This window comes from Streptomyces sp. BE20, assembly GCF_036322525.1.
Classification (GTDB): Bacteria; Actinomycetota; Actinomycetes; order Streptomycetales; family Streptomycetaceae; genus Kitasatospora.
The window spans coordinates 49,608-71,640 of sequence record NZ_JAQYWW010001016.1; the positions used below are offsets into that span (position 1 = coordinate 49,608).

16 protein-coding genes are annotated in these 22,033 nt (G+C 74.4%); 6 read left to right on the top strand and 10 right to left on the bottom strand.

Going from position 1 to position 22,033, the window contains the following annotated elements:
- Positions 1–72 precede the first annotated feature (72 nt).
- Positions 73–1,125, top strand: coding sequence for an alpha/beta hydrolase (locus PUR61_RS26870; RefSeq protein WP_329881994.1), 1,053 nt, complete (start codon positions 73–75; stop codon positions 1,123–1,125).
- 259 nt (positions 1,126–1,384) lie between these two features.
- Here the strand turns inward: PUR61_RS26870 and PUR61_RS26875 are convergent, their stop codons facing one another.
- Both PUR61_RS26875 and PUR61_RS26880 read right to left on the bottom strand, forming a co-directional pair.
- Positions 1,385–4,066, bottom strand: coding sequence for a PKD domain-containing protein (locus tag PUR61_RS26875; protein WP_329881995.1), 2,682 nt, complete (start codon positions 4,064–4,066; stop codon positions 1,385–1,387).
- A gap of 258 nt (positions 4,067–4,324) precedes the next feature.
- Entirely contained in the window at positions 4,325–5,452 is a 1,128-nt protein-coding gene (locus PUR61_RS26880) for a hypothetical protein (RefSeq protein ID WP_329881996.1), read from the bottom strand.
- A gap of 389 nt (positions 5,453–5,841) precedes the next feature.
- On the opposite strand from PUR61_RS26880, the gene PUR61_RS26885 reads away from it, so the two are divergent.
- Positions 5,842–6,264, top strand: coding sequence for a hypothetical protein (locus PUR61_RS26885; protein WP_329881997.1), 423 nt, complete (start codon positions 5,842–5,844; stop codon positions 6,262–6,264).
- 57 nt (positions 6,265–6,321) lie between these two features.
- Here PUR61_RS26885 and PUR61_RS26890 read toward each other — a convergent pair whose 3' ends face one another.
- Together PUR61_RS26890 and PUR61_RS26895 are read right to left on the bottom strand one after the other, a co-directional pair.
- A complete protein-coding gene (locus PUR61_RS26890; RefSeq protein ID WP_329881998.1) occupies positions 6,322–7,167 on the bottom strand; it encodes a hypothetical protein in 846 nt (281 codons plus the stop codon).
- Between the two features lies 1 nt (position 7,168).
- The gene (locus PUR61_RS26895; RefSeq protein ID WP_329881999.1) at positions 7,169–7,579 is read right to left on the bottom strand and encodes a hypothetical protein; all 411 of its coding nucleotides are present in this window, start codon (positions 7,577–7,579) and stop codon (positions 7,169–7,171) included.
- Between the two features lie 451 nt (positions 7,580–8,030).
- On the opposite strand from PUR61_RS26895, the gene PUR61_RS26900 reads away from it, so the two are divergent.
- Complete coding sequence (locus tag PUR61_RS26900; protein ID WP_329882000.1) at positions 8,031–8,978, top strand: nitrilase-related carbon-nitrogen hydrolase; 948 nt, start codon at positions 8,031–8,033, stop codon at positions 8,976–8,978.
- Between the two features lie 348 nt (positions 8,979–9,326).
- Complete coding sequence (locus PUR61_RS26905; protein ID WP_329882001.1) at positions 9,327–10,697, top strand: glycoside hydrolase family 18 protein; 1,371 nt, start codon at positions 9,327–9,329, stop codon at positions 10,695–10,697.
- An 85-nt stretch (positions 10,698–10,782) separates the two neighbouring features.
- On the opposite strand, the gene PUR61_RS26910 is transcribed toward PUR61_RS26905, so the two are convergent.
- The 4 genes from PUR61_RS26910 to PUR61_RS26925 form a co-directional block, all read right to left on the bottom strand.
- Positions 10,783–12,177, bottom strand: coding sequence for a glutamate-cysteine ligase family protein (locus PUR61_RS26910; RefSeq protein WP_329882002.1), 1,395 nt, complete (start codon positions 12,175–12,177; stop codon positions 10,783–10,785).
- Entirely contained in the window at positions 12,174–13,862 is a 1,689-nt protein-coding gene (locus PUR61_RS26915) for a flavin monoamine oxidase family protein (RefSeq protein WP_329882003.1), read from the bottom strand. The genes PUR61_RS26910 and PUR61_RS26915 overlap by 4 nt, the downstream gene beginning before the upstream one ends.
- 126 nt (positions 13,863–13,988) lie before the next feature.
- The gene (locus PUR61_RS26920; protein WP_329882004.1) at positions 13,989–14,225 is read right to left on the bottom strand and encodes a chaplin; all 237 of its coding nucleotides are present in this window, start codon (positions 14,223–14,225) and stop codon (positions 13,989–13,991) included.
- A 131-nt stretch (positions 14,226–14,356) separates the two neighbouring features.
- The gene (locus tag PUR61_RS26925) at positions 14,357–16,915 is read right to left on the bottom strand and encodes a SpoIIE family protein phosphatase (RefSeq protein ID WP_329882005.1); all 2,559 of its coding nucleotides are present in this window, start codon (positions 16,913–16,915) and stop codon (positions 14,357–14,359) included.
- Between the two features lie 307 nt (positions 16,916–17,222).
- On the opposite strand from PUR61_RS26925, the gene PUR61_RS26930 reads away from it, so the two are divergent.
- Together PUR61_RS26930 and PUR61_RS26935 are read left to right on the top strand one after the other, a co-directional pair.
- The gene (locus tag PUR61_RS26930) at positions 17,223–18,152 is read left to right on the top strand and encodes an AurF N-oxygenase family protein (RefSeq protein WP_329882006.1); all 930 of its coding nucleotides are present in this window, start codon (positions 17,223–17,225) and stop codon (positions 18,150–18,152) included.
- 82 nt (positions 18,153–18,234) lie between these two features.
- The gene (locus tag PUR61_RS26935; protein ID WP_329882007.1) at positions 18,235–19,914 is read left to right on the top strand and encodes a 4Fe-4S binding protein; all 1,680 of its coding nucleotides are present in this window, start codon (positions 18,235–18,237) and stop codon (positions 19,912–19,914) included.
- Between the two features lie 95 nt (positions 19,915–20,009).
- Here PUR61_RS26935 and PUR61_RS26940 read toward each other — a convergent pair whose 3' ends face one another.
- Together PUR61_RS26940 and PUR61_RS26945 are read right to left on the bottom strand one after the other, a co-directional pair.
- Complete coding sequence (locus PUR61_RS26940) at positions 20,010–20,444, bottom strand: hypothetical protein (protein ID WP_329882008.1); 435 nt, start codon at positions 20,442–20,444, stop codon at positions 20,010–20,012.
- A 259-nt stretch (positions 20,445–20,703) separates the two neighbouring features.
- A complete protein-coding gene (locus tag PUR61_RS26945; RefSeq protein WP_329882009.1) occupies positions 20,704–21,954 on the bottom strand; it encodes a helix-turn-helix domain-containing protein in 1,251 nt (416 codons plus the stop codon).
- Between the last annotated feature and the right edge of the window lie 79 nt (positions 21,955–22,033).

Below are 22,033 nucleotides of genomic sequence, written 5' to 3' on the forward strand. Positions count from 1 at the left end.
CAATAAGCGCGACCCGGGCGCATAGTCGCTAAAGCAAGAGTTCCAGCTTTAAGCACAGCAGGAGGCACCACCATGTCCTTCACCTGGCCCCTGGACCCGCAGGACCTGTTCGTCGAGCGCTACCCGCAGATGACCCTCGGCCTGCCCGTCGACGAGGTGGACGCGGTCCGCGCCGCCGTCACCGAGATGTGGCCCGACCGGCCCGGCGGCTGGGTGTACGAGTGGTCGGCCCTCGCCGCCCGGCACGCCGGGGCCGGGCGCCACCGCCTGGCCGCGCAGGCGTACGGCTGGGCCAAGTTCCCCTCGCTGGCCGACGACCCGAAGCGCACCGCGCTCGCCCGCCAGGTCGAGCAGTACGTCCTCGCCGCCCCCGGCTTCCCGGTGGAGTTCGAGCGCCGCACGCTCACCCTGCCGTACCGCGGCGGCGAGGCCACCCTGCCGATCCACCTGATGGCGGCCCCCGGACTGCCCGCCGACGCGCCGGTCGTGCTGGCCAGCGGCGGGGTGGACTCCTGGAAGACCGACCTGCACGGCATGTGGGAGCAGCTCGCGTTCGCCCTGCCGGCACGGCTCCTGCTGTTCGACCTCGCCGGCACCGGTGAGAGCGCCCACCTGCCGATGACCCCGGACGGCGGGGCCGAGGTGGTTGCCGGACTGGTCTCCTTCGCCCGCACGATCGGGAACGGGAGGGTCGGCCACTTCGGCATCTCGATGGGCGGCTACTACTCCGCGCGGACCGGACTGACCGGCGCGGTGGACGCCTCCGTGGTGCTCGGCGGCCCGGTGGAGCGCTCCTTCGCTCCGGGCCGCGGCTTCGCCTTCGGCATGGATGGCATCGTCGGCAACGCCCTGGGCTTCGACGCCCTGCCGAGCACGGCCGAGCGCGAGGAGGCCTTCGCGGCCTTCGGCCTGCGCCCGCTGCTGGACCGGGACGACAACGGGCCGATGCTGGTGGTCAACGGCACCGAGGACGTCCACGTCCCGCTGGACGACACCCTGGTGTTCGAGGGCCGCCGGGACACCCGGGTCGAACTGATCCCGGACACCGGGCACTGCGCCATCTCGCGCTTCGGTGAGGCGATGGCCGTGATCGCCCCCTGGCTGAAGGACACCCTGGCCGGCTGATCCGGCCGATCCGGGACTCCTGTCGCGGGCGGCCCGCCGTGACGACCGGTCCGCAACGACCGGTCCGCAACGACCGGTCCGCAACGACCGGTCCGCAACGACCGGTCCGTGACGGCGACGGCTCCGCCGCGTGTCCGCCGACGGGCGGGGCGGCCCCCGGGAACGACCGCTGCCCCTCACCACGGTGAGGGGCAGCGGTCGTTCCCGGGGGCCGGGCGGGCGGGGGCCCGAGGCCCTCCGTTCTGTCCGTGGAGCGGTGTCAGGAGGCGGTGACCGCGAGCTCGCCGAGCGTCGGTGCGCCGACGGCGGCGCTCACGCTGGCCCACTCCGACCAGGCACCTCGGTCGTAGTCGCCGGTGGCGTTGTACAGGAGGCCGCCGACGACGGTGTAGAGGTGCAGCCGGTTGCCGATGGCCACGGCCGAGACCCGGTCGACGGAGCCGCGGTCGCCGGTGGCGGCGGTGACGTCGCCCCAGCCGGACCAGCGGCCGGCGGCGTAGTCACCGCTGGCCTGGTGGAGCCGGCCGCCGGCCGTGGCCACGACGTGCAGGGTGCTGCCGATGGACGCGGCCGACAGCTGGGTGACGGGCCCGCCGGAGGGCAGGCCGAGTGCCGAGGTCACGTCGCCGGAGCTCCAGGCGCCGCGGTCGTAGTTGCCTTCGGCGTCGTACACCCGGCCGTCGGTGCCGAGGGCCACCACGTGCAGGGAGTTGCCGTTGCGGGCGGCGGTGATCCGCGCGGCACCGTGCAGCCCGGAGGCCGAGGTCACGTCGCCCCAGCCGGACCAGGTGCCGGAGTTCCAGTCGCCGGTGGCCTGGTAGACCCTGCCGCCGACGAGGGCGAGGACGTGCAGCTTGCGGCCCATGGCGGTGACGGCGACCTGCTGGGGAGCAGCGGGCAGCGGCCCGGCCGCGTAGCCCGCGGTCACCTCGCCCCAGCGGCTCCAACTGCCGTCCGCCATGGACCGGTCGGTGATGTGGATCCGGCCGGCGGCCGCGACCACGTTGTGGACCACGCCGTCGTCGGTGGTGCCGACCGCGGTCGAGGTGACGGCGTTTTCGGGGAACGGCCGCCCGTCGGCGGGGACGGAGGTGAACGGCGCCCAGACGCCGTAGCCGTAGTGCGCGCCACTGTTCAGCAGCGAGGAGTAGCCGGTGGCCAGCACCTGCACCCGCTCACCGGGCTTGAGCACGGCGAGCGAGGGGGTCTCGGTGACCTGGAGCTCCCTGCTCACGGCCTGCTGCCGGGCCTCGTCGCGCGCCGTGAAGGTCACGGTGTAGGTGCCCGCCGCCGCGTAGCTGTGCGTGACGCGGTCGGTGTCCGAGTGCACCACGGCGGTGTTGCCGTCGCCGAAGTCGATCGTGCCGTCGACCAGGGCGTAGGGCGACATCCCGCTGAGCTCGAACTCGTAGGTGTACGGCCAGCCCGCGTTCTTGGCGTTGAAGCTGGCGAGCAGCGGGAAGTCCGGGTTCGCCTGGATCGTCGAGATGGCCGCCGCAGCCCGGCCGCCCGCAGCGTCGACGGCCGTGGCGGTCACCAGGTGGAAGCCGGTCGAGGTGTAGGTGTGCCGCACGGTGGCGTCCGTCGTGCGGACCGGCTCGCTGCCGTCCCCGAAGTCGACGAGGTAGGCACCCGGGCCGAGGTTCCAGGAGTTGTCGAAGCCGAGCCGGGCGACGACGGTGAAGGGCACCGGTCCCTTCGGGGTGGTGACGCCCTCGCCGGTGATCTCCAGACGGGTCTCGCCGACCATGCCGCCGAGCTCGTGGGCGCCGCGGTCGCGGGTGCCGGTCCCGGTGTTGGCGACGTCGGGGTGGTCGAGGGCGGGCTGGCCGAACAGGTCGGTGCCGACGCCGGGGGCGGTCGGGTCGGCGGAGTCGATCGCGCCGACGGCGGCCGGGGTCAGCCGGTTGAACGGGCGGTCCGGGGTCATCGCGGAGTACTCGATGTCGAGGTCCAGGTCGTGCGTGCCCTGCCCGGTGGCGGCGGCGAACGCGGCCGGGGACGCGTAGCGGGTGCCGGCCCACTTGTAGGGCTGCGAGCCGGACTTCGCGTGGACGACGTTGTAGTCGACGCTCGCGGTCGGGGCGGCCGCGGCCGAGACGGTGATCTGGGCCTGGTCGTCGCCGAAGGGCGAGCAGTACGGACGGTCGGCCTGGCCGCTCTTCGCGTTCCCGTCGACCGCGATGTTGTTCTTCACCACGGCCCGCGGCGAGTCGCCGTCCAGCAGGACGCTGCCGAAGCAGGTGAGCGCGAAGGTGTTGTTGGTGACGGCCAGGTCGGCCACGCCGGTGGCGGTGACGCCGGTGGTGCTGGTCCGGCTGAAGTCGTTGCCGGTCACCAGGACGTGGTGGGCGGCGCCGTCGACGACGAGGCCGTATCCGTGGTTGAAGGAGTTCCGGCTGACCGTGACGTGGTCGCTGCCCTCGCCGATGTGGAGGGACTGCTGGTAGCCCGAGCGGTCGTACCAGTTCTGGTCGATGACCACCCGTGTCGAGCCGAGGACCTGCACGCCGCGCGGGGCGAACGTCCGGAAGCCCCGGATCGTGACGTCGTGCACGCCGGTCAGGACGAAGGAGCTGCGGTCCGCCGGTCCGCGGACGGCCGGCGCATTGCGGAAGGGCGCGGTGTCGACGGGACCGCCGAGGAAGGTGATCGGCTGCTCCGGGGTGCCGGAGCGGGTGATCCGGACCTCCTCCGGGTAGTCGCCCGGCCAGACCCGGACGGTCTGCCCGGGCTCGACGACGGCGGCCGCGGCGGAGACGGTGCAGAACGGCCGCGCGACGGTGCCGGTGCCGGCGCCCTGGTCCGCGCAGTCTCTGGAAAGCTCGTTGACGTGGAGTGTGGTCGCGGTGGCGGCCGGGGCCGCGGTGGCCGGTCCCGGCAGTCCGAGTGCGGCGCTGGCCGTGGCGACAGTCAGTCCGAGGACGTGACGCAGACGCACGTGGTGCCTCCCCCTTCAGGATGTGACGGTGCGTTCACCGACGAGCCTGCACGCGTAGGTCCTGGGCGCGCTTCGGGCAGAGCCGGTGAAGATCGGCCCGAGTATGGCAGGGCTGATGCTCTGTGGGCGACCGTAAATCCGATCGTCGTACGGTCGTGATCTTGCTGGCCCGAATCGTTCACTTTCCCCCCGGAAAGCCCGTGAGCCCCCGGCCGAGGGTGCTCGGCCCGGGGGCTCACGGGTGGTGCCTGTGTGCCGTCAGGCGGCGGCGACCGAGAGGCCGGTGAGGCCGGGGGCCCCGACGGCGGTGGTGACGTTGCCCCAGCCGGACCAGGCACCTCGGTCGTAGTCGCCGGTGGCGTTGTACATCCAGCGCCGGGAGAGGGCGTACAGGTGGAGCTTGTTGCCGATGGCGACGGCGGAGACGTCGTCGATCGGGCCGAGCGGCCCGGTGGCGGTGGTCAGGTCGTGCCAGCCCGCCCAGTAGCCGGCGGCGTAGTCGCCGGTGGCCTGGTACAGGCGCTCGTCGGTCACGGCGATGACGTGCAGCTTGCTGCCGATCGCGGCGGCGGAGAGCTCGCTGATCGCTATGGCGGAGGGCAGGCCGATCACGGAGGTGGGTTCGCCGGAGCTCCAGGTGCCGCGGTCGTAGTTGCCGTCCGCGACGTAGACCCCGTCGTCGAGACCGAGGCTCACGACGTGCAGGGAGTTCCCGGTGACGGCGGCCGTGACCCGGGTGGAGAGGGGCAGGTCGGCGGCCGAGCTGACGTTGCCCCAGCCGGACCAGCTGCCGGCGCCCCAGTCGCCGGTGGCCTGGTAGACGTCACCGTCGACGAGGGCGAGGACGTGCAGCTTGCGGCCCATGACGGCGGTGGCGACCTGCTGGGGGGCGCCGGGCAGCGGCCCGGCGACGGCGGGCGAGGTGATCTCGCCCCACGAGGACCAGCGGCCGTCCGACATGCGCCGGTCGGCGATGAAGACCCGGTTGCCCGCGGCGGCCACGTTGTGGACCACGCTGTCGGTGGTGGTGCCGATCGCGGTCGAGGTGACGGCGCTCTCGGCGAAGGGCTTGTTGGTGGAGGCCAGCGAGGAGAACGTCGCCCAGACCCCGTAGCCGTAGTGGGCGCCGCTGTTCAGCAGGGAGGTCTCGTTGGTGCCCAGCACCTGTACCCGCTCACCGGGTTGGAGCACGGCGGTCCTGGGATCGACGCCGGTCCGGAGCTGGGCGGGCGCCCCGGCGACGGCGGTTCGCGCCTGTGCCTGGACGCGCTGCTCGGTGTGGAAGGTGGTCACGGCGGCCGCCGGTCCGGCGACGGCCGGGACGGACAGGCCGAGTACGGCGGTGGCCGCGACGACGGTCAGCCCGAAGGCGTGACGCAGGCGCATGGGGAATGTCTCCTCTGGGTGAAGTCGCGCCGAGTATCGCAGGCACCGGTCGGACGTGAGCGATCGGGTTGCCCGGTCCGGACCGGGCCCCCGGCGGTCCGGTCCGTGCCCGTCGGGGCCGGACCGCCGGTGTTGTGCGGGCAACTCGCTCCGGCCGTAGGGCTGTTACCGGTCGGTCGGGGTGGTGGCGGGTGTCCGCCCGGGGTGAGGTGTGCGGGAGGATGGGCGCCTCGTGGGTGGGGCGCCGCGGCCGTCCGTGACGTCGGGCGGTCGGTCCTCCCGCGCGCCTGCCGCCCGGCAGGGCGGAGTGTTCGGAGGCGGAGATGGCAGCGGCGGCGAGGACGGCGAGGACGGCGAGGACGGGGAGGACGGGGAGGTTCGGGAGGGCCGTGGCCTCGGCGGCGGTGGTCGTCGGGTTGGCGCTGGCCGGAACGGTGGGTACGGCCACGTCGGCCCAGGCCTTCAACTCGGTGTGGGAGCGCTGCTCCACGGAGGGGCCGCGCACCGATCCCACGCTCGGCGGCCCGTACCTGTGCGGCGGCAGGTGGGGCTCCCCCTGGTACGTCCACTTCCCGGACAAGGTGGAGCAGGTCTTCGCGGTCGGCACCGACTTCGCGGTGTGGAGTACGTGGACCGGCCCGGGCACGCGGCAGTGGGGCCCGTGGGTCTCGATGGGCGGGCGGGTGACCGGTGGGGTGTCCGTCGCCTCCGAGGACGGGTACGTGCTGCAGCTGGTCACGACCGGCACGGACGGCAAGCTCTGGTACAACACCCGCGGGAGGAACGGCGTCTGGACCGGTTGGTTCCGGTAGTCGCACCGGCGTCGCCCGGGCCTGTGGCCCGGGCGACGCGGGTGCCTTCGCAGGAGGTCAGGCGACGCAGTCGGGGACGGCGGGGGCGCTGCCGACACAGTTGTCGGGGACGTTGCCGCTGACGGGCGAGGTGGTGAGGGTCATCGCCCCGTTCCGGCGGTAGACACCTGCCGCGTTGGTGGCGCTGTTGGCGCCGACCGGGGTGCTGGTGAGGGTGGTCGAGGTCGCGTCGACCGCGGCGATCCCCCCTCCCTGGGCCCCGGAGCTGTTGCCGTTGACGGTGCTGCCGGTGGTGGTCAGCGAGCCGCGCAGGCCGTTGTAGACACCGCCGCCCCGGCCGGTGGCCCTGTTGCCGGACACGGTGCTGTCGGTGAAGGTCGCGGCCGGGCCCTTGGCGGGGGCCGCGATGTCGGCGTTGGCGAGGGCGCCGCCCCGGCCTGCGGCGGTGTTGCCGGTGAGCGCGCTGGCGGTGAGGGTCACGGCTCCGTGGTTGAGGATGCCACCGCCGTCCGTGGCGGCGCGGCCGTTGCGCAGGGTGACCTTGCCCTTGAGGGTCAGACTGCCGCCGGCGGAGACCTTGGCGATGCGGAAGGCCGGTGTACCCGGCGTCGACGAGCGGGTGATCGTGTCCGTGTCACCGGTCAGGGTAATGGCGGTGGTGATCACCGGGAGGGCGTTCGGGCCGTCGCCGTCACTGCTGTGGGGTGAGGTGATCGTGTACGTGCAGTCGGCGGCGAGGACGACATCGCCGCCGCCGGCCGTGTTGGCGGTGTTCACGGCGGCCACCAGCGCCCCCTCGTCGCAGGCCACGACGGCCTGTGCGGTGGACGGGGCGAGGGCGGCCGCGGCCGTGGTCAGGACGATCGCCCCCACGACAGCCGGAACGGTCCGGACCGTGCGCATCTCAGGCCGCCGCACACGAGGTGACGGCGGCCTGGGCGGCGGTGACGGAGGTGGCCGCCGCGGCGGCACTCGCGTCGGCGGAGGTCTCGGCCGCGGCGGCGGCCGCGGTCGCCGTCCCGGCGGCCTCACCCAGGACCGTCGCGGGTTCCCCCGCGGCGATGGCGGCGGCCAGGGCCTTGGCGGCGGCGGCCGACGTGGCCGCGTCGCTCTTGGCCGCGTCGGCCGCCGCCGCGGCGTTGGTGGCCGCCGTGGCGGCCGCGGTGGTGGAGGCCGCGCAGGCCACCGGATCGGCCGCCGCGTGGGCGGCCGGAGCCGGGGCGGGACCGAGGGCTTCGGCGGGCGACACGAAGGCCGTGCCGGCCGCGAGGGCACAGGCCGTGAGGGTCGCGGCGGCGAGAGGGCGGAGCTTCATGGAGATCCCCTGTTCGGGTGTCGGGAGGGAGACGAGCGCGGAGGGTCCGGCACAGGTGGACGGCCACGGATTCCCGGGTCCGGGTCCGGGGCTGCTCGTACCTGGAGCGAAGCACGTGAAGGGGCTTCTGTCCGTGCGGTGTTCGGCCGGCCCCGGGTCCGGCGGTGCTCCCGTGCCGGACGAGGGATCGGGTCCCGGCCCTGGCCAGGACCGGTGGCGTCCCCGTTCGGTTGTCCTCCGCTCGGCCGAGCCGCTCGGCCTCGGACGAGTAGCCGAGGAGGTCCGCCGCCGGAATGAGGGCGGGCCGCCCCGCTCGCCCTGCCCCGTCCCGGCCGGAGACCCCTTGACTGATCCTTTTGCGTGACTCATTCTGACTAAAAATCCAGTCAGGATGCCGTGCGCGGCACCCGCGGACCACCAGCCCACCCTCCTCCCCGAAGGCGACCCGCCCGTGACCTCGTACGACCTCCTCACCTCCTACGGCTCCCCGCTGGGTTCACCCGCGCGGACCGTGCCCGGCGCGCGCGAACCGCTGCGCGTCGGCCTCGTCCAGATGCGCTGGTACGCCGACCAGGACGAGCACGACGCCCGGCTGCGCGAGGGCGTGGCCCTGGCCGCCGGACAGGGCGCGCGAGTGGTGTGCCTGCCCGAACTGACCCGCAGCCCGTACTTCTGCAACACCGACGACCCGATGGCCGACGGCGCGGACCGCTATCTGGAGGACGTCGGGACCGGCCCCACCGCCCGCCTCGCCGCCGAACTGGCCACCGGTCTCGGCATCACCGTCCACGCCTCCCTCTACGAGCGCGCCGGGGACGGCGGCCTGGGCTACAACACCGCGATCTGCGTGGATCCCGCCGGCAGGATCATCGCCCGCACCCGCAAGAACCACATCCCCGCGTTCCCCGGCTACCGCGAGGACCTGTGCTTCCGCCCCGGCGACAGCGGGTTCCCGGTCGTCGCCCACGAGGGCGCCCGCTTCGGATTCCCCACCTGCTGGGACGAGTGGTTCCCCGAACTCGCCCGCGCCTACGCGCTCCGGGGCGCCGAGATCCTCGTCCACCCCACCGCGATCGGCTCCGAGGTGGACCTGCCGGACTTCGACACCCGGCCCCTGTGGGAGCACGCCATCAGCGCGAACGGCCTCGCCAACGCCCTCTTCATGATCGTGCCCAACCGGATCGGCACCGAAGGCCGATCCACGTTCTACGGCTCCTCCTTCATCTCCGACCCCTACGGCCGCGTCGTGCTGCGCGCCCCGCGGGACCGGCCCGCCGTCCTCGTCGCCGACCTCGACCTCGACCAGTGCCGGGACTGGCTGGAGTTCGGCCTCCTGCGGACCCGTCGCCCCGAGCTGTACGGCCCGCTCGCCGAGCAACTCGCCAACCCGGCGGTCTAGGGCCCGGCCGGGAGTCCGGCCCCCTGCGGTCACGGTCGCGTCGCAGGGGGCCGGTGCCGTAGGCAACCCCGGGCTCGGGAGTATCGGACTGGCCGTCAATTCTGGCAGGTCTTACGGGACTTGGGTCGTGCGGGGGCGATCGGTCCGGCAGGGTGCGGCGTTTGCAAAACCTTTGCCTGATCCGGTTGACAGGTCTAGACCTACCCCTGTTGAGTCGTCGCGCCCCGCACGTGACGGCCTCCGGGCCCGGTCCGTCCCGCGACGGACCGTTCGGGGCAGTGGTCTCCCTGCCGCCGTCCTCCGTTCCCACGATCGTGCGGCCCCCACCGCACAAGGGGTGATCTCGTCATGCGTCACAGATCCACGACCCGGCTGACCCTCGGCGCAACCGCCGCGGCCCTGCTCGGCCTCCTCGTCCCGCTGGCGCCCGCCGCGATGGCGGCCGACCCCGATTCGGCGGCCGTCTCCCGGGACTCGGGCGACCGGGACCGGTCCGGCGGGTTCAAGTACAAGCGGGTCGGCTACTTCATCCAGTGGGGCGTCTACGCCCGCAACTTCCACGTCAAGGACCTGGAGACGAGCGGCACCGCCGACAAGCTCACCCACATCAACTACGCCTTCGGCAACGTCGGTTCGGCGGGCACCTGCCAGATGGGCGGCCCCGGCTCCGACACCTGGGCCGACTACGTCCGCCCGGTCGGCGCGGCCGAGTCGGTGGACGGCGTGGCCGACGCCGACGGCCAGGCGCTGGCCGGCAACTTCAACCAGCTCCGCAAGCTCAAGGCCGAGCACCCGGACCTCAAACTGATGATCTCGCTGGGCGGCTGGAGCGGCTCGGCCTACTTCTCGGACGCGGCGCGCACCGCCGCCGGGCGCAAGGCGCTGGTCGCCTCCTGCATCGACCTCTACCTCAAGGGCAACCTGCCGGCCGACGGTGCCCGGGGTGGCGCGGGCGCCGCCGCGGGGCTCTTCGACGGCATCGACCTCGACTGGGAGTGGCCCGGCTCCGAGGGCGCCCCCGGCAACGGCATCCGCCCCGAGGACAAGAAGAACTTCACCGCCCTCGTCCACGAGTTCCGCACCCAGATCGACGCGTACGGGAAGTCGTTGTCCCGCCGCAAGCACTTCGAGCTGAGCGCCTACGTGCCCACCGCCCCCGCCAAGATCGACGCGGGCTTCGAGGTCTCCAAGATCATCCGGGACTTCGACTTCGTGAACCTCCAGGGCTACGACTTCCACGTCTCCGGCGAGAAGACCACCGCCCAGCAGTCCGCGCTCTACGCCCGGAACGACTTCAGCGTCGACCAGACCGTCAACGCCTGGCTGCGGCGGGGCGCCCCCGCACGCAAGCTGGTGACCGGCCTGCCGTTCTACGGCCAGGGCTGGACCGGGGTCACGGGAGGGGGCGACGGTCTCGGGCAGCCCGCCGCCGGTCCCGCCCCGGCGACCTGGACGGCCGGTACCGAGGACTACAAGCTCCTGAAGAAGCTCGCCGACTCGGGGACGTACAAGCTGTACCGGGGCCAGAAGAACGGCCACGCCTGGCTCTTCGACGGCACCACCCTGTGGACGTACGACGACCCGACCGTGCTCCGCGCCAAGGCCGCGTACGTGCGCAACGAGGGTCTCGGCGGCGCCATGATCTGGTCGCTCGACGGGGACACCCCGAACGGTGAGCTGATCACGGCGATCGACCAGGGCCTGAGCCGCCGGCACTGACGCACACCGCCCGTTCCGCACACCGCACGTTCCGCAGGTCCGGTCCGACTCGCGTCGGCCGGACCTGCGGCTTCGGCGGGGAGGATCAGACGCGGAACGCCGCGACGTAGCGCCGGGGTTCGCGCCGCAGGTCGGCCTCCCAGCGGTCCGCGCACTGCTCGGCGAACGTCTTCCGGGTGTGCAGCACCTCGTCCAGGGGATCGAGGTAGGCGAGGACCTTCGGCGGTTCCAGCCCTGCCTCGACCCGGGCCCGCAGCCCGGCCCGGGCGAGCCGGACCAGTTCCGCCGCGAGGTCGTGGACGCGGTCGCCGCCGAGGTCCGTCCGCAGGCCCTCGGACGGCAGCGCGGCCATCGCCGCCCGGTGGTCCGCCGCGCTGTAGGGGCGCAGCAGGTCCCAGGCCGCCGCCCGCGACGGCGGGTGGTAGCTGAGCCCCACCCACAGCGCGGGGACGGCCGCGAGGTGCGGGTACGGCGGGCCGTCCCCGGCCCGTAGCTCCAGGGTCCGGCGGACCCTGACCGCCGTCCAGATCTGCGACAGGTGGGAGACCCAGTCGTCGAACGCCGGAAGGGTGCCGTCGTCGAAGCCCTGCCGCAGGATCGCGCCGAACGGCCGGTCGGGTGCCGGCCGGTAGCCCCCGTCCGAGCCCCGGTGGTAGATCATCGGGAGCCCGAGAGCCCAGTCGACGACGTCGTCGGCGCCCACGTCGTCCCGCAGGGCGGCCGGCATGACGCCGCAGCGGCCCGGGTCCATCCGCAGCCAGTCCTGCGAGCGGTGTGACAGTAGACCGTTGGAACGGCCCTCGTGCAGAGGCGAGTTGACGAACAGCGCGGTGACCGTCGAGGACGCCGCCATCTGCATCCGCAGCTTCTCGGTGAAGTCCCGCTCCGAGAGGTAGTCCAGGTGCACCTGGGCGGACAGCGAGAGCGCCATGACGCTCGGCGCCCCGCGCCCGGCCGCGCCGATCCGGGTGAAGTAGTCCCGCATGACGGCGCCGCGGACCATCGGCACCCACGTCATCGCGTCCACCCGGTCGAAGGGGAGCCGCGCCCCCGGCAGCAGGGCCAGACCGAACCGTCCGACCAGCTCGGACAGCCGCTCCAACGCCTCGCGCGTGCCGTCCACGGCCGCGGCCAGGCCGGCCACCGGGACGGACGAGTACTCCAGCTGCCCGCCGTGCTCCAGCGTGACGAGGTCACCGCCCGGCAGGTCGACGCCGGTCAGCCGCCCGGCGTCCGTCCGGCGCTCGCCGCCCCACTCGGCGAGCACGGTCTCCAGGACCTCCTCGATCCCTCCCGCGCCCTCGTAGGGGGCGGCGAGGCCGGTCTCGGGGTCGACCACGCCGTTCTCGATCTCCAGCCCGACCAGTTCGGTGCCGCCCGCCGCCGGGACGAAGATCGACCGGAGGTCCTCGCGCCGCAGCCGGCCGGGCCCGGTCCCGCCGGTCCCGCCGACGCCGCCGGCCACGCGCCCGCCGGTCACGGTCGGCTCCCCACCGTGGCGGTGCCGTACCGCTTCCCCTGGTCGAGCACCCGGAGCACCACGTCGAGGGCCGACTGCGCGGCGCCCTGCATCCACGCGTGCGAGGCGGACAGGTGCTCGCCCGCGAAGTAGATCCGCGGGTCGTCGGCCGGGTGCGGGGTGCCCAGTCCGCGCAGGTAGCGGATGTGCTCGCCGGGTGCGAGGTGGGCGAACGCGCCGCCGCCCAGGCCGATCTGGTCGTCCCAGTTCCAGTGCACGATGTCGTCGACGTCGTGGCGGATGAGGGGGTGCAGCCGCTCCAGGCACTTGAGCACCAGCAGGTCGCGGTCGGGCTGCGGGAGGGTCGTGAAGCGGCGGGCGTTGGCGCCCCAGAGGTAGGCGCCGGTGAGCACCGCGGACTCGTGGGACCGGTCGGGGTCGAGGGCGACCAGGTACGGGCCAACGGCCGGGCCGTCGCCGTTCGTGCTGACGGAGCCGCTGACGGAGCCGCTGACGGCGGAGCCGCCGATGCCGGGCCCGTGGCCGCGGTGGCCGTTCCCGCCGGATCCGTTCCCGCCGGGCGCGCTCCCCCCGGGGCCGGTCCCGTCCACGAGCGTGCGGGCGTTGTCCGACGGGTACCAGCACTGCTGGATCGGCATGTCCGTGAAGCTGCCGCCGCCGAAGATCCCGTCCGCCAGCTCCCAGCTGCGCCGTCGGGTGTGCACCAGGACCTTGGTGCTGCTGGCGTAGCTGATGCCGCGGATGGCGTGCTGCTGGTGGTGCGGCAGGTCGGGCCGGAAGACGATCTGGTCCAGCGCGGGCACCGGGACGCAGCAGACCACGAAGTCGAACCGGTCGGAGACCGGGCTGCCCAGCCGCAGTCCCCGCACCCGCACGCCCGATCCGGTCAGCGAGAGCTCGTCGATCCGGGTGGACAGGCACAGGGTCCCCGGCCGCAGCGCCCGGACGAAGGACTGCACCAGGGTGTCCATCCCGCCGACGAGTTCCACCTGCCCGAGGTGGAACAGGCCGAAGTAGTCGACGAGGACCTCCAGCAGGCACGACTGTTCGTAGTGCGCCAGGCCGCTGGCGTGGCCCAGCAGGTGCCAGGCCTCCGGCGACAGCCGCTCGTGGACGTACTGCCAGAGCGACACGGTGGTGAGCCGGTCGAGGGCGGGATCGTCCCACCGGCCGGCCAGCAGGCGCCGCTGCTGGTCCGCGGTCAGCGAGCTCCACACCGCCCTCAGCAGCCTGTCCAGGACGTCGAGCGGGGCGCCGAGCTCCTCGGCGCGCAGCGCGTAGACGGAGTTCAGCGACCGCCCGTCCCGGATGCGGACGCGGTGGCCGCGCAGGTGGTAGTAGGCGGCGGGGTTGAAGTTGACGAACGGGCGGGTCCGCAGCCCGAACGCCGCGATGTAGTGCTGGATGCAGTGGTGGTTCGCGGGGACGCGCATCGCGCCGAGGTCGGCGTACGTGCCGTCCCAGAAGCGGTGGGTGCGCACACGGCCTCCCGGGCGGTTCAGCCGCTCGTACAGGACGATGTCGTAGCCCCGGCGCTGGAGCTCGTAGCCGGCGACCAGGCCGGCGATGCCGGCGCCGATCACCGCGCCGCGACCGGTGGCTCCGGCCGTCGGCGTCAGCAGGCTCTTGGGGAAGGCGAAGCTTTCGTCGAACATCAGCACCTCGCTGGGTCGTCGCCCCAGCATGAGGCGGTGCATCGTGTGCGAGCCACCCGGGAGCGCCCATCCGGACGGGGCCGGACGCGCGGGCGGGGCCGGACGCGCGGACGCGGGCCCGCCCGCGAGGGGCGGACCCGCGTCCGGGACGGCGGATCAGGCGTTGATGCAGGTGTTGCCGAAGGCCGGGTTCAGGACCCCGATGAGGTTGATCGAGTTGCCGCAGAGGTTGATCGGGATGTGGACGGGGATCTGGATCTGGTTGCCGGAGAGGACGCCGGGGGAGCCGACGGCCACACCCTCGGCGACGGAGTCGGCCGCGGCGGTACCGCCGCCGGCGAGGACCGCGGCGGCGGCGAGGGCGCAGGCGGCGAGGGTGGTGCGAGTACGCATGTCTCTCCTTAACGGGTGAGTTGGCACATCAGAGCACCAATCACACCGGTCGAGGGCGGCGACCGACCCGCATTGGTCGGATCGGGGGCGTGTCCGCGGCACGGCCGGGAGGCCGCTCGGGGGAGGTCCGCTCAGGGGAGGTCCTGCTCCGCCCAGATCGTCTTCCCCTGTCGGGTGTAGCGGCTGCCCCAGCGGTTGGTGAGCTGGGCGACCAGGTAGAGGCCGCGTCCGCCCTCGTCGGTGAGGCGGGCCCGGCGCATCCGGGGCTGGGTGGCGCTGGGGTCGGAGACCTCGCAGGTGAGGCGTTCGGCGCGGATCAGCCGGACGCCGACCGGGCCGCCGGCGTAGCGGATCGCGTTGGTGACCAGCTCGCTCAGCACCAGTTCGGTGGTGAACACCAAGTCCTCCAGGCCCCAGGCGCGGAGCTGTCCGGTGGCGGCCTCCCGGACCCGGGCGACGCCGGCCGGGTCGGTGTCGAGGGTCCAGCCCGCCGTGGCTTCGGCCGGTACCGCCCGGGTCCGGGCGAGCAGCAGCGTGACGTCGTCGGTGAGGCGGTGCGCGGGCAGACCGGCGACGACCTCGCGGCCGAGGTCGCGCAACGACGGGGTGCCGGCGCCGCCGGCGGCGGGGCCGGGCCCGGCCACGGCGGCGAGCCGGCGGCCCAGTTCGGCCATGCCCTCGTCGAGGTCGTCGCCGTATCCCTGGATCAGCCCGTCGGTGTAGAGCGCGAGCAGGCTGCCGGGGACGAGTTCGACCTCCGTCACCTCGAACGGCAGGCCGGTGACGCCGAGCGGCGGACCCGGCCGGACGGGCACGTAGGTGACGGCGCCGTCCGGGGCGACGACGGCGGGGGGCGGATGCCCGGCGGAGGCCATCGCGCAGCGCCGCGACACCGGGTCGTACACCGCGTACACGCAGGTGGCGCCGAAGGGGACGGCCTGCTGGTGGTCGTCCGGGTCGGCCTCCTCGTCCGGCCGTTCGGCCTCGACCATCAGTTGGGCGACCAGGTCGTCCAGATGGACCAGCAGCTCGTCCGGTTCCAGGTCGAGGTCGGCGAGCGTCCGGACGGCGGTGCGCAGCCGCCCCATGGTGGCGCTCGCGGCGAGCCCGTGGCCGACGACGTCCCCGGCGACCAGGGCGACCCGGGCGGAGGACAGCGGGATCACGTCGAACCAGTCGCCGCCGATGCCGCTCGCGGTGTCGGTCGGCAGGTAGACGCTGGCGGTGGAGACGGCGGCGGTCTCGGCCTGCGAGGGGGGCAGCAGGCTGCGCTGGAGGCCGACGGCGGCGCGGTGCTCGCGGGTGTAGCGGCGGGCATTGTCCAGGGCGAGGGCGGCCCGGTCGGCGATCTCGCGCAGCAGTTCGCGGTCGGCGGGCAGGTAGGGCGGCCGGTTCGGGGCGCGTCGGACGGTCACCCGGCCGAGGAGGCTGCCGCCGGCGCGCATCGGGGCGGTCATCTCGGTCGGGACGCCCGCCGGGGTGTCGGCCGCGGCCCCGGCTGCGGCTCCGCCCGCCCCGGCGTCGTGGGCCTCGACGCCGGGCGTGCCGGTGACGCCGGCGCCTTCGGCCGGGGCAGCGGGATCGGCGGGATCGGCGGGGGTGGGCGGGTCGTCGGGGTCGACCTGGACGGCGACGCCGGTGGGTGGGGCCGGGAGCGCGTTCGGTCCCGGCGTGACGGCCACGGCGGTACGGCGCAGCACCAGGCGGCCGTCCCGGCCCGGGGCCGGTTCCTCGCCGACGAACACGGCTTCGGCGACGTCGACCACGGCCAGGTCGGCGAGCCCGGGGGCGAGGACGGCCGCCAGCTCCTCGGCGGTCGCCGAGACCGACAGCGAACCACCGACGGCGGCGGTGGCCCGGTGGAGCAGCGCGAGCCGTTCGCCGGACCGGTGCAGTTCGGTGACGTCGGTGAACAGCGCGGTGACCCCGATGACCTGGCCGTCCGGGGCCTGGAGCCGGAACGCGGAGATCGCCATCACGGCGCCGCCGGCCGGGTCCTCGATGGTGCGGACCAGCTCCTCCGCGCCGACCAGCGGCCGGCCGGTGCGCAGCACCTCGTGCAGTCCGCGTTCGACCGCCTCGGCGTCCTGGGGCTGGAGGAAGTCGCCGAGGCGGCGGCCCCGGAGGTCCGGCGGGAGACCGCTGTAGGGGAGCAGGTGGGTGTTGGTGCGGATCAGCCGCAACCGGTCGTCGAAGACGGCGAGGCCGACGCGGTCCTGGAGGAACAGTTCGCGGGTGAACGCCTGGTCCTGGCGCGAGCGGGCGACCTGCGTCGCGGGGGCGGCGAGGACGAAGTACCGGGCGGGGGCGTCGGGCCGGTCGTGGTCGTCGCGGAGGTCTTCGCGCGGGCCGGTGGGCGGGCAGCTGCACGGCTCGGTGGGCGGGCCGCCGAGCGGCAGCACCTGGTAGGCGACCGCCAGCTCCTCGCCCCGTCCGGAGCGGAGCTCCGCCGCGCCGGACCAGCCGTCGAGCCGTTGCTGCTCGGTGAGGTCCGCCAGGGAGGGCCACCCCGCCGGGTCGGCGAGCAGTTCCCGGACGGGCCGGCCGCGGACCTGGGCGGCGCCGAGGGCGAGCAGCCGTTCGGCTTCCAGGGTCCAGCCGACGATGCGGCCGTCCGCGTCGAGCAGGGCTCCGGCCGCGCTGCCGAGGAAGGGCGATCGGCCACGGTGCAGGGCGTCCGCCGCGCTCATCCGGTCCGCTCCTCTCCTCCGCCGGCGCCTCTCGGGCGCGGCCTGGGACCTCTCCATCATCCCCCGGCCGGCCGGGGCCGCCAGTTTCGCGGGCCCGGCCACAGGGCCGCCCGGGGGACCGCCGACGTACGGGAGGGGCGGGGGAGGGGGCGCGGGAGGGGCTCGGGGCGGCGCACGGCCGGGGAGGCGGTGTCCTGCCGCGCAAGGGGTTCTCGGGCGCGGGCTCTTATTGTACTCTCCGTCAATAAGCGGGGCGGGCGGGATCCCGCGCAGGCCACCCACCCGGAGCATCCACCTGGAGGCAGCCATGGCTCACCCGGCGCCACGCACCCACACCACCGCGCGCGGCAGCGCGCACACCGCGGCCGACGACGACGTCTCCAGGCGGCTGCTCGACTCCGCCGCGACGCTCTCCTACGACCCGGCCGTCGAGATCGACTGGGACGCCCCGCTCCCGCCCGGGGACTACGGGCTCAACCCGGAGTGGAGCACCCTCTACGGCACCGCGCTCTGGGCGGAGATGACCGAGGAGCAGCGGGTCGTCCTCACCCGGCACGAGGTCTGCTCGATCATGACCACCGGCATCTGGTTCGAGATGATCCTCCAGCAGATGGTGCTGCGCGACCAGTACCTCAAGGACCCCGCCAGCGCGGCGTTCCGCTTCGCGCTCACCGAGATCGCCGACGAGTGCCGGCACTCGATCATGTTCGCCCGGGCCTGCGAGAAGATGGGCGTCCCGCAGTACAGGCCGAACCGGCTCATCGCCCAGGCCGGCCGCGCCTTCAAGGCCCTCGCCCGGGGCGAACTCGCCTACGGCGGCATCCTGGTGGCCGAAGAGGTGCTGGACGTCATGCAGCGCGACTGGATGCGCGGCGAGAACGTCCTGGAGATCGTCCGGGGGACGTCCCGGATCCATGTGGTCGAGGAGTCCCGGCACATGAAGTTCGCCCGCCAGGAGATCCGCGAACGGCTGCGCGGTGCGGGCCCCGCCCGCCGCCGGGCGGCCGCCACGGGGATCGCGACCGGGGCCTACGTCATCGTCAGCAGCATGGTCCACCCGGGCGTGTACGCGGCGGCCGGGCTGGACGTCGGCCGGGCGGTGGCCGAGGCCCGGGCCAGCGGGCACCGGCGGGCGATGATGCGCACCAGCAGCCGCCACCTGATGGCCTTCCTGGCCGAGACCGGCCTGCTCACCCGGGCCTCGGCGGCGCTCTACCGCCGCGTCGACATGCTCTGAGACACGGCCCGGCCCGTTCACGGCGCGGCCCGCACGCACCCGAACCCACTGGAACCCACGCAGCGAGGACCCCACCTCCGCCATGGCCTACGCGATCACCCGTACCTGCTGCAACGACGCCTCGTGCGTGTCCGTCTGTCCGGTCAACTGCATCCACCCCACGCCGGACGAGCCCGACTTCGGCCGGACCGACATGCTCTACATCGACCCGGCGGCCTGCATCGACTGCGGCGCCTGCGCCGACGCCTGCCCCGTGGACGCCGTCTTCCCCGTCGACCGCCTGACGGGGCCGGACACCGTCTTCGGGGAGCTCAACCGCGACTGGTTCCGCGACCACCCCTCCGACCACTCCTGGGGCACGCCCGCCTTCCCCCGCAGCCTGCCCGCCGGCCTCGACCTCGGCACCGGGCCGCTGCGGGTCGCCATCGTCGGCACCGGACCCTCGGCCGGCTACACCGCCCAGACGCTGCTGCGCACCACCGGTGCCGAACTCACCATGATCGACCGGCTTCCGGTGACCGGCGGTCTGCTGCGGCACGGCGTCGCCCCCGACCACCAGTCGACCAAGCGGATCGCCGAGAGCTTCGCGTCCGTCTTCCACGACCCGCGCCTGCGGATCCACCTCAACGTCGAGGTCGGCGCCGACCTCACCCACGCCGAACTCGCCGCCCACCACCACGCGGTGGTGTACGCGGTCGGCGCCGCCGCCGACCGCAGGCTCGGCCTCCCGGGCGAGGACCTTCCCGGCAGCCTGCCCGCCACCACCTTCGTCCGCTGGTACAACGCGGAGCCGACCGTTCCGGCCGACGCGGTCGACCTGGGTGCCGCCGCCGCGGACGGTCCCGGCGCGGAACGGGCGGTCGTCATCGGCAACGGCAACGTCGCCGTCGACGTCGCCCGGATCCTGCTCACCGATCCCGACCGGCTGGCCGCCACCGACATCGCCGACCACGCCCTCGCCGCGCTCCGCCGGAGCCGGATCCGCGAGGTGGTGCTGCTCGCCCGGCGCGGGCCCGAGCACGCCGCGTGGACCGGGCCCGAGTTCCTGGCCCTCACCCAACTACCGGGCGTCGAGGTCGTGGTGGACGATCACCCCGAGGTCCGGGCCGCCCTCGCGGACGCCCCCGAGGGCTCGGGCGCGGCGCTGCTCGCGGGCCTTCCGCTGGAGCGCGTCGACGGCGCGGGCCCGCCGCGCCCCGGCCGGCGGATCGTGCTGCGCTTCCTCGCCACGCCCACCGAGCTCGTCGGCACCGGCCTCACGGGCACCGGCCCCGCCGGGGCCGAGCGGGTCGAGGCCGTCCGGCTGGCCGGTACGGACGCCCTGCTCCGGACGGGCCTGGTGGTGCGTTCCATCGGCCACCGCGGCGTTCCCGTCCCCGGGCTCCCCTTCGACGAGGCCGCCGGAAGCGTCCCGCACCGGGCCGGCCGCGTCCTCGACCCGGCCACCGGCCGCCCGCTCCCCGGCGCGTACCTCGTCGGCTGGGCCAAGCGCGGCCCCTCCGGCGGCATCGGCGCCAACCGGGCCTGTTCCCAGGAGACCGTGGACGCCCTGCTGGACGACGCCGCCGCCCGTGCGCTTCCGGTGCCCACGGGCACCCGCAAGGAGTTCGACCGGCTGGTCCGCACCCGCCGCCCCGACGCCCTCGGCCTGCGCCACCTGCGCGCCATCGAGCAGGCCGAACGCGCCCGCGGCCAGGCCGCCGGCCGCCCCCGAGTCAAGCTCCCCACCGTCCCCGCCCTCCTCGCGGCCGCCCGCCGCTGAGGTGCGGGAAGGGCGGTCAGATCTCCCTCGCGCCGACGGCGCGCAGGAGGTCGCCGAGCCTCAGGGGCGGGGGGCTGCGCGGGTCGGGCCGGCTGTCAGCTGAAGAGCGCGGTGAGGTCGAGGGGGGAGACCAGGAAGACGCCGGTCGCGGTGTCGTGGGAGTGGAGGAGGGCGGTGCGGCCGGCCGGGAGGACGGGGTCGCCGGGCGCGGTGCGGACCGGCAGGAGGGCGGGGGCACCGTCGTCGGTGCTGGTCTCGGCCCAGCCCGAGGTGGCGGTGGCGCCTCCGGGGAGGATCACGCAGGCGCGGCCGACGAGAGGGAACGCGTCACCGTCCCAGTCCCCCTGGTCGCCGGCACACGGCTCGACGCACGCCTCCGCACCGCCGGATTCGGATCCGGTGCGGCGGCCGACGTCGCGACCCCCGTGCGCGGCGTCGGCCCCGAAGCCGCCGAGCAGGGCCGACACCCAGTACTCGACGGCCGTCACCAGGATCGGAGAGCCCGGCGCGGCCTTGAAGAATCCCCGCATCCGTTCGCCCCTCCGGCTCTCCTCGCGGCGCCGGCCCCCCGGGCGCCGTGGAGATCCTGGCAGGGCAGGGCCGTTCGCACATTGCCAGGATCCGGCAATCTTGACGGCCATTTGACACCCGGGAACGGACCGTGGGCCCGGGACGTCCGGGACCGATCGGGGGGAACCGGACGTCGGAAGCGTGCCGTACGGAGGTCGGCCACGCAGGAACGGGCCGCGCGGGGGGTGGGCGGCACACGGCCGACCGCGCGCAGGGCGGTCAGAGCGGCCGGGCCGGCCACTCCAGCAGGCGGGCGCCCATCACGGCGGTCTCCAGCGTGTAGCGGTGCAGCGCGTCGGAGGGGTCGTAGCCGGTCAGGGTGCGGATGCGCTCCAGCCGGTAGCCGAGGGTGCGCACGCTCACGCCGAGCCGGCGGGCGGTCTCGGCGTTCACGTAGCCGGCCTCGGCCTGCACGGTGATGGTCTCCAGCAGCGGTCGCGCGCCGCCGCGGGCCGCGGTCAGCGGTCCGAGCACGTTGCGGACCAGGTCGGCCATGGCGGCGCGGTCGCGCATCAGGACCGGGAAGACCAGCAGTTCCTCGGCCCGCAGCCGCTTCGCGGGCAGCCCCAGCCGTTCCGCGTACTCCAGGGTGCTGAGCGCCTCCTCGTAGCTGCGGACGACGCCGCCGGTGCCGGAGTGCCGGCGGCCGGTCGCGACCCGGACCGCCGGGACGTGGCCGGGTGCGGGGCGGAGCGTGAGGTCGATGAAGGCTTTGAGGACCTCCTGCTCGCCGTCGGGGGCGATGCAGACCAGCCGTCCCTCCCGGACCACGATCAGGACGGTCCGCTCGTCGAACCGGCCGCACAGGTCCCGCAGGATCCGGCAGATACCGGTCCGCCCGTCGACGTAGGGGTGGCTGCCGACCGCGACGGCGACGGTGTAACCGGCGGCGAGCCGCACGCCGAACCGCTCGGCCCGTTCGGCGAGCACCCCGAGGTCGCCGCGGCCGCGCAGCAGGTCGTCGATGAACTCCCGTCGGTTGGACTCCTCCAGGCGCATCGCCAGCCGCTGCGCGCGTTCGTGCCCCTCGCCGAGCGCGCCCAGCGCGGCCTCGGTGGCGGCGAGCACGGCGTCACCGGTGCGGCGCAGCTCGGCGGCGGTGACGGCGGAGGCGAGTCCGGGCAGGGTCTGCCAGGCCTGGCGGGTGGCGCCGAGGCAGTGCGTGACGAGGTCGCGGAGGCCGTGGCCGGCCTCGGCGCCGCGCTCGCCGAGGCTGCGCAGGCTCTCCAGTTCGGCGCGCCGCAGGAGGCGGCCGGTGCGGGAGACGTCGGCGAGCAGGTCGAGGCAGCGCAGGGTGAGTTCGGCGGCCACGTCGACCGGCCCCGGTGCGGCCGTCGACCCAGGTGCGGCCGTCGACCCCGGCACGCTGGTCGGCCCCGGTACGGCCGCCGGCCTCGACGGCCCCGGTGCGCCCGACGGCTCCGACAGGCCCGGAAGTTCGGGTGGTCCGTGCTTGTTCGTCACCGTCATGCCGTCTGCTCCGCCCCGGTTCGTCCGCGTCACTTCGCATGCACTGCCCCGGGCGGAATGTTATCGGGTTGTCACCGAC